General features: G+C 43.8%; 9 protein-coding genes. 2 read left to right on the top strand and 7 right to left on the bottom strand.

Annotation, left to right across the window (positions count from 1 at the left end; all coding sequences use genetic code 11):
- Window positions 1–42 precede the first annotated feature (42 nt).
- Window positions 43–1,641 (top strand): YfcC family protein, encoded by a 1,599-nt coding sequence (locus R8806_RS16910; protein WP_124315688.1) that lies wholly within the window; start codon window positions 43–45, stop codon window positions 1,639–1,641.
- Between the two features lie 58 nt (window positions 1,642–1,699).
- The gene (locus R8806_RS16905) at window positions 1,700–2,965 is read left to right on the top strand and encodes a hypothetical protein (RefSeq protein WP_124315689.1); all 1,266 of its coding nucleotides are present in this window, start codon (window positions 1,700–1,702) and stop codon (window positions 2,963–2,965) included.
- A gap of 59 nt (window positions 2,966–3,024) precedes the next feature.
- On the opposite strand, the gene R8806_RS16900 is transcribed toward R8806_RS16905, so the two are convergent.
- The 7 genes from R8806_RS16900 to R8806_RS16870 all read right to left on the bottom strand — a co-directional run bounded on the left by R8806_RS16900 (window position 3,025) and on the right by R8806_RS16870 (window position 14,170).
- Window positions 3,025–4,410: an alpha-L-fucosidase gene (locus R8806_RS16900; RefSeq protein ID WP_124315690.1), complete on the bottom strand. Its 1,386-nt coding sequence runs from the start codon at window positions 4,408–4,410 to the stop codon at window positions 3,025–3,027.
- Between the two features lie 150 nt (window positions 4,411–4,560).
- Complete coding sequence (locus R8806_RS16895) at window positions 4,561–5,661, bottom strand: redoxin domain-containing protein (RefSeq protein WP_124315691.1); 1,101 nt, start codon at window positions 5,659–5,661, stop codon at window positions 4,561–4,563.
- Window positions 5,662–5,663: 2 nt separating this feature from the next.
- The gene (locus R8806_RS16890) at window positions 5,664–7,283 is read right to left on the bottom strand and encodes a PKD-like family lipoprotein (protein WP_151411792.1); all 1,620 of its coding nucleotides are present in this window, start codon (window positions 7,281–7,283) and stop codon (window positions 5,664–5,666) included.
- Window positions 7,284–7,321: 38 nt separating this feature from the next.
- Window positions 7,322–8,290 carry a DUF4843 domain-containing protein gene (locus R8806_RS16885; protein WP_124315693.1) on the bottom strand — a complete coding sequence of 323 codons (969 nt, stop codon included), beginning with the start codon at window positions 8,288–8,290 and terminating at the stop codon, window positions 7,322–7,324.
- Window positions 8,291–8,314: 24 nt separating this feature from the next.
- Window positions 8,315–9,721 carry a RagB/SusD family nutrient uptake outer membrane protein gene (locus tag R8806_RS16880; RefSeq protein ID WP_221230335.1) on the bottom strand — a complete coding sequence of 469 codons (1,407 nt, stop codon included), beginning with the start codon at window positions 9,719–9,721 and terminating at the stop codon, window positions 8,315–8,317.
- 18 nt (window positions 9,722–9,739) lie between these two features.
- Entirely contained in the window at window positions 9,740–13,018 is a 3,279-nt protein-coding gene (locus R8806_RS16875) for a SusC/RagA family TonB-linked outer membrane protein (RefSeq protein WP_229782984.1), read from the bottom strand.
- 174 nt (window positions 13,019–13,192) lie between these two features.
- Window positions 13,193–14,170 (bottom strand): hypothetical protein, encoded by a 978-nt coding sequence (locus R8806_RS16870; protein WP_124316880.1) that lies wholly within the window; start codon window positions 14,168–14,170, stop codon window positions 13,193–13,195.
- Between the last annotated feature and the right edge of the window lie 8 nt (window positions 14,171–14,178).

Below are 14,178 nucleotides of genomic sequence, written 5' to 3'. Positions count from 1 at the left end.
ATATTTGTAAATTTGAACCCTCAATCTAAAAACACAGCCATTATGCTAAAGAAAGTGCCGCACACCTACACCATTGTATTTTCAATCATTATCATCTGTGCTATCCTAACTTGGATCATTCCGGGTGGGGAATATGCCCGGGAAACCGTCGATGTCAATGGAGTGGAACGTACTGTAATCGTGAACGATTCATTCCACGAGGTGGCCAAAAGCCCGCAAACGTGGCAGGTGTTTTCGGCCCTTTTCAACGGATTCGAGAAACAAGCCGGAATTATCGCTTTTATCCTAATCATCGGGGGTGCTTTCTGGATCATGAATAACAGCAAGGCCATTGACGTGGGAATTTTCTCCTTCTTACGCTCCACTCAGAAACTCGAACATATCGGGATTATCCGTAAACTAGGGGTCAATAACATCATTATCACCATGGTCATGCTCCTGTTCAGTTGTTTTGGGGCGATCTTCGGGATGAGCGAGGAAACGCTGGCTTTTGTCATTATTATTGTTCCTTTGGCCATATCCATGGGTTACGATTCTCTCACGGGAGTATGTATGGTCTACGTCGCCGCCCATGTCGGGTTCGCGGGTGCTATTCTGAATCCCTTCACGATCGGCATCGCACAAGGATTATCAGACCTACCGCTATTCTCCGGGTTTGAATACCGGGTTTTCTGCTGGGCCATCCTCAACGTGATCATGATTGCTTGGGTACTACGCTACGCGGCAAAAGTCAAAAAGAATCCCAAAGCCTCTCTCGTGTACAACTTGGATAGCCATTGGAGACAGGAAAAAGTGGACAACACGCAGGAAATTGAATATAAAAGTTACACCTCATCTTGGGTAGTTTATCTTTTTATCCTCTCCGGACTTGTACTCTTCTCCTGTTATTTCCCCCGCACGACACTATCCATCGGGGAACATTCCAGTCTGACCACGTTTGTTGTTCCGGTATTAACCGTGCTATTTGCCTTGATCGGATATTTTTCTTTACGGAAATCTTTCCACTTTTTCATCTTGACGATCCTAGGGTTCACGATTCTTTTCCTAATCGTGGGAGTGATGGGCTACGGGTGGTATCTGCCCGAAATATCCGGATTATTCCTTGCCATGGGAATCCTTTCCGGTTTTGCAGCAAAAGAAAATGCAGATAGTATTGTCAAGCTCTTTATCGCGGGAGTAAAAGATATTCTTTCTGCCGCGCTGGTAGTCGGGTTGGCCGGGGGAATCATCATTGTCTTGCAGGAAGGACATATTATAGACCCAATCCTTCACTCGCTGGCAAGCCTGATGAGTGAGGCAGGACGTGTACTTTCACTAGGAATCATGTACTTGATTCAAACCATGATCAACATTATCATCCCATCGGGTTCAGCCAAAGCGGCTCTCACTATGCCGATCATGGCTCCTTTCTCCGACGTGATCGGGTTATCCCGACAAGCCACCGTGATGGCCTTCCAGTTCGGGGACGGGTTCACGAACATGATCACCCCGACTTCCGGCGTGTTGATTGGCGCTTTGGGAATTGCCCGTATTCCTTACGATATTTGGGTGAAATTTTTCTGGAGATTCATCCTGCTGCTTGTCATTATCGGTTTCGTGTTATTAATTCCCACGGCAACCATGCAGTTGAATGGGTTCTAAAATTTATAATGATCTGAATGAATAACCTTTTTATAAAAATATTTAAAATTTTAATCTCATGAAATCCTATTTATTATTACTTTTTTCTATTATTTTCACTCTCACGTGTAGCTCATGTGACGATGACGACGACAACGAGGATAAAAATATTACTCCCCACGGGATTGTTATACTTAACCCGCAAATTCTAATAGATAACGAGAGTAATTGTGAAATCATTTTTCGCGTAAACCCATCAAATTATGAAGTTTCACCCGGGAGTATTGCGCTGGATTGCGTACAATCAAACACGATAGGCCGCGGCGTGTCGGTCACGCCACCCGAAAATTTTGAACTCGTAAGTGTTCAAGCACTTGTTGACGAGGAAGAAAAAATTCACGAAGGAGAATGGGTTGCCACGGTTAAGGTAAAAGACGGACTTCCATTTGCCGAATTAACGCGAATCTTTCTTGTGCTAAATTATAATATCGAAAAAAATCAAGTTGTCAGCATCACCTCTTCTAATTATGCTGAAATTACAACAATACCCGCCATTTCTGAAAAAATGGTTTCATTTTCAAACCCAACGGTTCAAAGCTACAAATCACCCGTGAATGGCGAAGTTCTTTCGTCCCGAATCCACGTGACCCCCAACCCTTTAAACGAGACGACTAATATAAATTACGATCTTTCATTGATCCAAAACATGGAAGTCGTTTTAAAAGGAGAGTTTGCAGATTATTTCCAAGTGTCCAAGATGCAAGATGATTACGGGTTAGCATTTGACATCACCCCCATTCTATCAAATTTCGATGCATACTTCAACGAACACACCGATATAAACTCGATTCCAACGACCGCGGAAGTAACTTTGACGGATATTTTCGGGAACACGTTGGTTCATAACGTTGACGTTTCTTTCTTTCGCAACATCCAAATTATCCCGGTGACAGAAGGGTTGACCTACAACAGAGCTGACTTTGAAGGCCCAGATCTTGTACCGGAGGTGATTGTTGATATGTCAGAATATTTACCCAAAATTGGCATCACTCAGGAATTTTTAGCCGAGCATCCCAACCGAGCCTTTTCAATCGTTTGTACCGGTTACATGCCCGACGGACAAGAAGGAAACTACGGATTCGGATTTGCCGGTCATTCCATAACCGATGACGAGACCTACATGAAAACCGGGAAATTTCAAGCGACATTAGATGTCCTTTTCGATCCAGAGCATTCCTTATCGGGAAGTTACTATGCCGTCATTCGTTTCTTCATCGTGGATCCCATCACGAGAGATACGATCATCTGTGCAGACATTCGTCAGGAAATAAAACTTGTTGACTAAAATCATAACGTTAAATTGAAATCATGCAAAAAGAATGATTCTTTTTGCATGATTTCAATTTAATCAATGCAAAGACTCCACGCATAACCACAGGGCGGGTTCTTCACAAAAGAAGATGGTAGTGTCACCAACACCCCATTCCCAACTCGTTTATATGACAAATTCCCTTTATAACCCAACAACGAGATTTTAGCCCCTTTAGCCGGGTTGATACTGTACAACATAATCTGTGAAGGCGGATTCGGTTCATCCTCATCATTCAAATAAATGGCGTACACTTTTCCGTTATTCTTATGTTTCGTGTAACAAATCTTCGCCTCCTTGTAAGGAGCAACCGGCCGGGTCTCGTAAATTGCCTCCCCGTTAATCTTCATCCAAGCTCCTATCTCTTTCATGATCTTGATCCCTTCCGGCGGGATCTCCCCGTTACCATCCACACCCACGTTCAACAAGAAATTTCCTCCCTTACTGACAATATCCACGAGATAATGCACCAATTCCCGGGTAGACTTATACTTATCACCCGGCAAATATGACCATTGATTAGCCATCGTCATACACGTCTCCCACGGGTAATCCCACGGTTTCTCGGGAATCTTCTGTTCCGGAGTGCGGTAGTTCTCGTACTTCCCTCCAACCCAACGATCCACGACAATCAAGCCGGGTTGATATCCCCGGGCCATATCGACAATCCGATCCATTTTAATATCCTGTCCCCGATTCTCCGGGGCCACCCATCCCCCGTCCAGCCAGATAATATCCACATTCCCGTACCCGGTCATCAATTCCTTCACCTGATTATAAGTAAAGTCGCAGAATTTCTCCCACATCCACGGGTGATCCTTGATCTTGTAATTCACGTTACGATCGCCATGTTGCCAGCGATCCGACCAATAATAAGGGCTATTCCAATCCGGCTTTGAAAAATAGGCCCCGATCATGAAATCTCTTTCCCCGAAGGCCCGAAACAACTCCTTCACGACATCCGCATTCGGAGCCGTATGGAAAGGACATTCCTCGGAAGTAATCTTGTAATCCGTTTCCCGGGTATCCCACATACAGAACCCGTCATGGTGTTTCGTGGTAAACACGAAATACTTCATACCGGCCTCTTTTGCCAGATCAGCCCAGTATTCCGGGTTAAACTTCACCGGGTTAAACGTCTTCTTTAATCCCACGTAATTCCGGTAATACTCGTCATAAGAAATCGTCGTGTCCCGTTGAATCCAATCCACGTCTTCCGAACAAATCGTCCACGACTCGCAATACCCTTTCTGGCTATAAGGTCCCCAATGCACGAAAAAACCAAACTTCAAATCCTGCCACTGTTCTAATTTCGCTTGTACTGCCGGGTCCTGTTCTCGGTAATATTCCATTCCCTCGTACTGGGCATATAATAACATGCTCCATCCGACAAGAATCACACTCAATAATACTTTCCGCATGACTATTTTTTTTACAATTCATATATTTTACACAAACATTTGCAAATATATAAAAAAGAGTCCATGTCTAAAGTTCATCATCTTCTTACAATCAAAAAAGGGAATCCAATTTCACTTATCGGATTCCCTCTACATTTTAAAACACAAACCTTATTTCAATCGTTCGGAGACAAAAGCCTTCAATTTCTCTCCTCTCAGATTTTTAGCTATAATACGATTATTTTCATCCAACACGAAGATCGTCGGAACAGCATCAATATTGTATTTCTTTATCACGTCGCCCTGCCATCCTTTCAGATCAGAAAGATGTAACCAAGTCAACCCATCTTTCTTGATCGCCTCCACCCACTTATCCTTTTTCTCGTCCAAGGAAACACTGATCACGGACAAACCTTTATCTTTAAATTCAGCATACAGTTTCACCATATTCGGGTTCTCCATCCGACACGGCCCACACCAAGATGCCCAGAAATCAATGATCTTCAATTTCCCTTTCACACCATACAAGGCAACGTCCTCCCCCTCCGGTGTTTGTAGCGTGAAATCCGGGGCAACTGCATTTACATCAACCCCTTCCAACGCCTGAATCCGAGCTGCCACTAACCTACCGGGGCCTGTTGCTTTTGCTTTATCCGTCAAACTCGCATAACACTCCTTCAACCGATTCAAATCCAAACGTTCCATTCCAGCCGTCTGGATGTAAGCTGCAAACACGTTATCTTTATTCCTCTCCACGACCTCAGCTAAACGAGATTGTGCATCTGCCATCACTTGATCCAACTTCTTCTGCAATTCACTTGCAGTACGGTAATGTTTCGCCTCGCTAGCCTCCGCCAGTTTTGCCCGTGCAGCCTTAATCTTCTCGTTTTCCTCAGCAACGATTCCCTGATATGTTATTAACTCGCTCTGTAATTTTCCTCCTTTAATTACGCTTTTACCGGACTGGAACAGTTCCATCTCGTAAGGAGCATCTGAATCCAAAATAAAAACAAAGCCTCCGCCATATCCTTCCACGTAAATCAACGCCACGCAAGGTTCATTCATTTCTCCTTCCACCACGAACTTCCCGCCATGAATATCCCCTCGTCCCAACGTATCCACCCGGTCCACCAATTGGGTAATCACTATCATTCTGCCCGACGGCATTTCCGGTATTTTCCCGTTAATCGTAAACTTCTTTCCTTCCCCGAAAGACAATCCGGGGAAAAGGAAAAAAGCAATTATAAACAATTGACTAAATAACTTATACATATCTATTGAATCACTCTCGTTACTGTTGTAAAAATCAAATCTTTTATCTCTCCGAAACCGGTAAACGTATGTGAAGTCACGAAATCCCCCGCCTCGTCCAAAATTACCTCATGCAATTCACCCGCACCTGCCACATTCACGACAATTCCCAAGCAACGGTACGGGGAAGAATTATCCGGAAAACTAGCATCAGCATCAGACCTGAACTTCAACTTCGTAATCACGTTGCCCGCATCATACAATTCTACCGATTCTTTACTTACGGTATTAAATAAGAACACCTTACTCTCTTTCGTGTAAAAGAATTGTTCTGCATAAGCGGAAGACGTGGCAAAACAAGTATTCTGGTCAAACCCGAGTTCTCCCAAATTCACTCTCGTCACCTTGATCGGGGACTCTTCGGCCCTCATTGATTTTCCCTTATCACTAGCCTCTATATAAAAAATATAGCAGGTATCCGTCATCACGCCAATAGCTGTTGCTCCGGTCTCTTCGGACCCCGAAGTAACTCCTTGCCCCAACCATAAAATCTCCATCAATTGAGTCGTCCCGTCAACAACTTCGGACAAGCCTTCAACCGGAAAATCACTGATCTCTACCGTATTTGACTCAACAGCATTTTGCGGGTAACTCCCGTCGGAACTCGTAACATTATAACACTGGTTTTCGACAGGATCAAACGACATAAATTTCCGATTCGTTTTATCCCAAATCGTGGTAAAACCCGTTTGACTCATATAAATCTTGTCGATCACGTAATTCTGCACGTCGTTTTCAGCCAAACCGGAAAAATAATATCCACTCATTCCCGAATGATAGAATTTACCATTATCATCCACGGCTATAGCATAACGGCTTAAGGGATGGGATTCACTATAAACCAAATTATTCGGGTTAGCTCCCGGTGCAAATAACGATCTGGAGTCTTTCCGGTCTTCCAACACGAAAGGCAACATCAAAGCAACAGAATCCCGCTGAATAACATATAAATTTTCATACTTATCCTGACCATCCGTATGAGTCAGGAAAGCCACGTACGACAAAGCCTCCGCTTTTTGGAATCGTTCCCTGTTCCACAGATCCTTATAAGCATCATAACTGATAATCGGGTTCGTGGAATCCGGTTCCTCTACGGTAGATAACTTCCTGTTGTTTTCCGGGCCATTCAGGATAAACCACGCATTCACGAACGGCACTTTCGTAGTCATGGTAAAATCACGATAATGATCAACCCCCGTCCTCTTATCACTCAGCCGGAATTTAACATTATATCTGGTTGTTTTCTTCGGAGGATAAGTCAGTTCCAATTCTTTCGTGAACACGCTATCCACAACATTCTCAGAACCATCCTTGTACCCCACCGTCCATAAATACTCCACGTTATCCTCTCCTTCCACCATACTTTGGGTAAACACCGGAGAATAAGTCACCTTCAATTCTTCCCGTGCCGGCTGGCGATACTCGTATCGATACGTATTTCCTTCTTCCACGGTAATCGGTGTAGGCATAAACGTAAGCCCGTCAATCGTGTTTATATCTTTGTAGTCGTAATTTCCTTTATCATCATAACATCCGACAAGAAACCACGCGACAAATCCGACTATAAATATTAATCTTTTCATTGTTTTTCTATTTTATGAATCATAGAATAATCTTTCTCTCATATAACCGGGAACTGTTCGAACGGTAGCGGATCATCCGGGTGTTCAGCGTTATATTCGTCATAGGCATCCCGCAAACGTTGGTTCATTCCTTCCGGATCTTTTATATCCCAATAACCGAAATTGTTATAATCATCCCCTAAAGCCTCCTGCATAAATTGATTCTTGGCCATAGAATATTCTCCGATTATGTATTCAAACGTACCCCACCAAACAGGAGCCGGAGGTTCCGGGAATGTAAAATCTTTCTCTTCACCGGGATGTGAAGCATTGTATTTGTTCAAAGCCTCTGACAACGTGGCAAGATCAGTACTCCAATCAGCATACTGATCATACAATTTTCCCAAAATGGTCACCATGAACGCATACTTGTCCTCGCTAAACTCCCCGACGACACTCGCATCCCATTGAGACGGCTGCGGATAACGATTACTTAACAGCACTTGATATTCATTCTTTTCCATTGCTCCCAATTCCAATGAAGGGTCGGAATTCTCCGTATCTAAAACAATCCCGATCGTGTAATTCACCCTAGCACCCGGATTCAACACGTACACTTCCACCGTGTCTTTCAATTGCCCGGCACGGAACACGTACGAAGGCTCAAACTCCAAGAAAGTTTTTGCCACTTCATCCGTACCTTCCGCCACCACCGCCTTCAACCGGAATTCCCGGTCATAATCCACGGCATGCCCCATCATGGATAAATTCAACTGAATTTTCTTTTTCAGTAAGGAATCACCGGTGTACCATCTTAACGTGTAATAAGATCCCTCGCCCGGGACTCCGGAATACCAGATCGTATCAATTCTATACTCCTGCATAAAATCAACCGTCACTCTCATTTCATTCGTGTCATAATCGAATTGCAAACCATCCCGTTCTATCGAGTAGCCGGGAATCTCCTTTTCCTGACACGCCGCTAAAGAGAATAACAAAACACTTATAATAACATATATATTTCTCATATTCTATACTTTGCGTTTAAATGATTACTCAGCCTCACCATACGTTTTCTCATCATCCGGAACCGGAAGCACGTAAGCTGAAAAATTCTCCACGGGACAACGGTAGAAGGTTTTCATGTTATGCCTCTTCAAGAAGTAGAAATACTGCCCTTCAGCAAAGAATTCCTTTTGATACTCCTTGTTCAATTCTTCCAAACGTTGTTCCTCGGTCACATCCGTACCAACATCGTATGCCCTGGAAATACCCCTGGCGTTCTTCACCGCGTTAATATATTGTCCACATTCAGACAAAGCAACCGATTCTGCCAGTATATAGTACATTTCTGCCAAACGGATCAACGGGATTTTCTCTCCATACATTCCGCTGGCACCTAAATATTTGCGACAAAGAAAAAGATTAGCAGAAGTATGAATAAAGCCATAATTCGAACGATAACGCATATCATTCAACCCAATGCCCGAATTGGTTTCAAACACGGATGAAATATTGGTTCGAGAAATATAATACTGCGTGTCGAAAGTCGTGGCATCTTTCCAATAAGCCGCTAACTTTTCTTCCATATTATACATGGAAAGTCCGAAAATAGTCTCCCCGTACGAAGACACGTCTTCCCGGTTATCACGTACAAGCCGCAACCCGGAATCATTAATTACCTCCCGGGCATAGTTCGCTGCCTGCGTCTTATTTCCCATGTACAAATATACGCGGGCCAACATAGCCTTAACGGCATACTTGTTCATACGATGCTTGCGATAACCGATGAAAGGCTCGTCTGTAACATTCTCATAATTCATCGGATCATTCTTCAACAATTCCTCGGCAGCTTTCAAATCGGCAACAATACGTTTCATCACCTCGTTAGCTGCCATCAAGGGTGCGCTTTCCGAATTAAATTGCTCCCGGTAAGGAATACACGCTTTTGTCGAATCCTGGGAATAAATCGGTCCCCACAAACGCAACAGATCAAAATAATGAAACGCACGTAAGCCAAGAGCCTCCCCCTTCATCAGATCACGATACCCCTCCGTCACGATCACATCTCCGTTTGTCTCAAGGTATTGCAGGAAATTATTGATATTTGCGATCTCGTTATATAACTTCAACCAGATCTCGGCAATCGCATTTTTAGAACTTGTCGTTTCACCATATTTATAGATAGCAGCCCGTTCCTCATCCGTCACGGTTCCTGCCGGGTAATTATCATATCGTTGAACCAATTTCTCCACGAAATCAAACGTCATCTGTCTCCCGTATGACTTTTCCAGTACCATCATGCTATATAACCCGGTCAACGCACTCTTGAACCCGTCCTCTGAAGTAAAGAACTCTTCGGCCTCAATATCCGTTTTCGGATTCACATCAATCCAATTCTGACAGGAAGACAAGAACAACGAAACGATGCAAATTGCTGATAATAATAAGTTTTTCATCTCGTACTCCTCCTCATTTTAATTAAACAATACCGACAACGACACGTTGAACGTTCTGGCAAACGGGTAATCCAATCCCCTTTCCGTTCTGATCGATGAAATTCTACCTAGTTCCTCCATCGTAGCGTTCAGCGACATACTGGCAATCCGGCACGCTTGCAAGAATTTAAAATTCTTCGGGTCAAAACGATAACCGATTGCCAAAGACGTAAACGACAATTCATTCCGTTTCTGAGCGAAACGGCTGCTCATTCCCGTATCTTGGTTCGTCATCGTTATCGCTTTATAACGGGCATTCCGGTTATTCTCACTCCAACGGTGTGACAACGCCCGGCGATCCAAGTTATAAGCAGCACTTGAATTTTCTATTTTATCCACCAGCGTCTGGTTATACCACCATGCACCCAACTCGTACGAACAAGCCAGAGAAACACTCCAATTCTTATACGTAAATGCGGAAGAAATAGAACCTCTCAATTTCGGTTCCGTGTCACCGATGGCCACTTTATCCAGCGGATCCCAGATATAGGTTTTCTCCCCGTTGCGGGTTAAGAATACTTCTTGCCCCGTGGCCGGATCAATTCCCAAGGAAGGAACCACGAACAACTGGGTGGTAGATTTCCCTTCCTCGTAAATAGCTTCCGGACTCCCGTTCTTTTTCTCCAGATTTTTCTGATTCATAGCCTTCATCTCGTTCGAAATCTTCTTGATCACGTTACGATTATGCGAACCGTTCATTGAAATACTCCATTGAATCTGTCTTTCGTAATCCTGAATAGGCATCACGCTTAACGAAATATCATATCCCTCGTTTTCAACAGCTCCCACGTTCATGGTTTTGCTCGCAAATCCGGTAGAAGGAGCCATATTATAATCCAACAGCAACTCATCCGTGTAATTATTGTAATACGAGAAGGAAGCATTTACCCGACTATTCCATAGTCCAAGTTCCATCGCAAAACTACGATTCTTCGTCGTGGACCATCCCAAATCCGGGTTACCCATACCTTTCAACTGCGCTCCCAATATATCCGAAGACGGATAGGGGAACAACAAATCATCGTACGTGTAAGTCTCTTTCGCCTGGTAAGGGGAATAACTTTGTGATCCCGTGATACCGTATGATCCGCGTAACACCAAGTTTGAGATGAAGGTATTTTGCAACCATTTTTCCCGGTGTACATTCCAACGAGCCCCAACTGCCCAGAAAGGAGCCATACCCGTGTTCGCCCCGAATTGCGAGGAAAGATCCCCACGAATACTAAAGTCTACCGAGAAACGCATATCATACATATAACTAAGCTGCCCGATAATTCCGACCGTCCGGGAAGTCGATTCAGACCCGCTCACCCGGTCTTCCATCTCGTAAGCAAACAAAAAGTCATCCATATTATCATTCGGAAAACCCATAGCCGACAAGTCTACACTATTATTCTTGTTCTCATCCACGTTCCAACGTCCGAACAAACTTAACAAATGCTTATCCTTCGTGTAGTTATAACTTACAGAAGCATTCACGCTCCAAGAAACATTATCCCCTGTACTCTTGCTGTATGACCCTTTTCTGGTCAAATCTGTCTCTGGCAAGAAATCCGTATGATTCATGGATTTGAAAACCTCCATCCGGGAAGTACCTTTCGTGATGGACGCTCCCGCTGACACCCGGAGATTTTCCAGAACCGCACACTCGATATTAAAATTATCCACGACACTAAAATTCTCCGTGAAATCCTTATATTTCCACAACAAATTATACAACGGGTTCACAATATCCACCGTTCCTCCCCCTTCACCCGGTAACTTCTTCCGGTCCAGAAGACTGGTATAACGACCGTTCTCATCCGTTTTCCGGTAATACGGGTTTAATTTCGTGTATTGACTGAAAGAACCGTAGGGAGAATTATCCCCTCTCACGTTCGACAGGCTCAATTGATTCTGGATATTCCATTTTTTCCGACGGTATTGAAGAGATAGATTCAAACCCATGCTGTTACGCCCGGATTCCTTCATCACTCCCGGTTCTCTTGAATAATTTATTCCCAAGTTATATCTTAACGCCTCATCTCCACCTTCCATTGTCAACGTGTGGCGGTGAGTGACGGCCGTCCGCAAAGGCTCTGACAACCAGTACGTGTCAACCCCTCTTAAAATTTCTTCTTTATATTTATTGTAATAGTTCAACTGGCTTGTCGTGCTGAATACCCCGGCCATCCGCTCGTATTCCAACTTCTCTTCCGCATCCATCAAATTATAATCCGACAAATCAGGCACGGAAATACCCATATTCATACTATATGAAATATTCAACGCTCCCGGAAGGGGTTTCTTCGTTTCCACGACAAGCACCCCGTTAGAGGCTTTCGAACCGTAAATTGCCGTTGCTGCAGCATCCTTCAAAATAGTAATGGATTCCACACGTTCCGGGTCCAAGTCAACAATCCGTTGCAAGGTGGTTTCAAACCCATCCAACACGAAAAGCGGCATATTCGGGCGTTGAGAATAATCCCCCATCATCATCTCCATGCTATTGGCATCCACCCCGCCATTTCCTAGCTGCACATCACCCCGCAAGCGGAATTCCGGCATGGCATTCGGGTTCGAACCGGCATTATTATTTTCCACGATACGGAAACTCGGATCAAAAACCTGTAAAGCCTTCAACAGATTATTCGGGCTTATCTTCTTCAACTCGCTCCCTTTCACGGAAACATAACCTCCCGAGAAACTTTCCACCTTACGAGGTGCCATACCCGTCACCACCACGTCTTCGATCTCCGTGGTTTTCGCCGTCAACTTGATCTCCAGATCTTTCACATCCCCGGTCACCGTGAGCGTTTCTTCCTCGTAGCCGACGAATGAAATCAACAAGGCAGATGTTCCCTGAGGCACCTCGATAAAAAACTTCCCGTCAAAATCCGTCACCACTCCCATCCCCTTATTCTCTTTCAGGATAATACTCGCTCCCGGAAGAGGTTCTTTCGTGGACGCATCAATAACAGTCCCGTTAATCTTATAAATAGTTACTCCCTGTGTCGGTTTTTGGTACTTCAAAACCACGACACGATTCATCTGGTACTCCACGGACACGGGTTGATCCCCCAAGGCTAACATCAACACATAATCCAACTCGCTATCCTTCACATCCAAAGACACTTTCTTATTAACATCTATTTGTGAATGATTATAAAAGAACCGTACTTTAGCTACTGATGCCAGCGTATCAAGCACGTCGTTCAATTTCATATCCTTCACATTCAGCGTTACCCTCGTTTTTTTATAGTCCTGTTCCTGCCCCAAAACAGACGAAATTGGCAGTAAAGCATATAAAAAAACACAACAAATCGATTTAATAATTAAATCTCTACATAGACACTTCTTTTTTTGCATAATTTTGTATTGCTTTTAATTTAGAGAAATTAAATTAAAATTCAGAGTGGGGAAAATGTACTGCAATACATTTCCCCTTTTAATTTACTGCATCACTTGATTCAAAATCTTCTTGTATTCCTTATTCTTATTATACTTTTTCAAATAATCTTTTACCAGTTTCTCGATCACGTTAAAATCTCCATTGGATGTGATTGAATTGTACAAAAGCACGAATAATGCCGCATCCTGCAAAGACCCCTTGTAAAAAGCAGCCATATCCTTATATTGATCTTCCAAGGAAGTCAACGGCTGATAGTCCTTCCCTTGATCATGAGCCTCTTTACGACGCATATAATCTTTGTAAGGCAAGAGAAAAGCCATATACACCCGATTCCTCAGCGAAGCTTCATCCGTCCGGAGCTTGTAATCATCCAAAGCCGTCCAATAGTCCTCGGCCAGACAATCCTCCAATTTTTTCTTGTGAAAATCCGCACTCGCGTAAGGATAGGAAATCAGATTCGTCAACAAGGTCCCTTCAATTTGCGCCATCGCCATATTATACACCCGAGGATCAATCTGATCTTTTACCTCATTTATAATCTTCTCCTCATCCTTCACCTCCTGTACCGTTGCCGCGTGAAACTTCTTCGCATCAGTCCGAGTCACCAGCATGGCCGGGATATTAGTTTTATAACGACGTTCCCGCTGCAACATCTCCTTTTTATTTATAGCGGAACAGATAGCGACCGCTGCCGGGGTTCCGGAGAACTCCACCGACTCGTAACGTTTTCCATCGTAAGTCAGTTTCACATGGATAGAATCCCCCGGCTGTAAATACATCTCGATAAATGTATTCAACACCAACGTGGTCACATCGTCCAAGTCCACGGTAAACTCGATCACCTGCCCCTCCTTATACGGGAATTCCATATTAATTCCCTCTTTCTCAAGGAAATCAAAATACACTTGATCCCGCACATACCCGTAAATCTCCGCACTGATCACGGTAGCGCGTTCTTTGGCCTCTGCCGGAAAAGCAAGAATACCCATTAATCCTATAATCAAAAATATATATTTCATGTATTCCT

It is taken from the genome of Butyricimonas faecihominis (assembly GCF_033096445.1).
In the GTDB taxonomy this organism is placed as follows: Bacteria; Bacteroidota; Bacteroidia; order Bacteroidales; family Marinifilaceae; genus Butyricimonas; species Butyricimonas faecihominis.
Note: the sequence above shows the minus strand (reverse complement) of the source record. Positions and strands in the feature narration are given on the sequence as shown.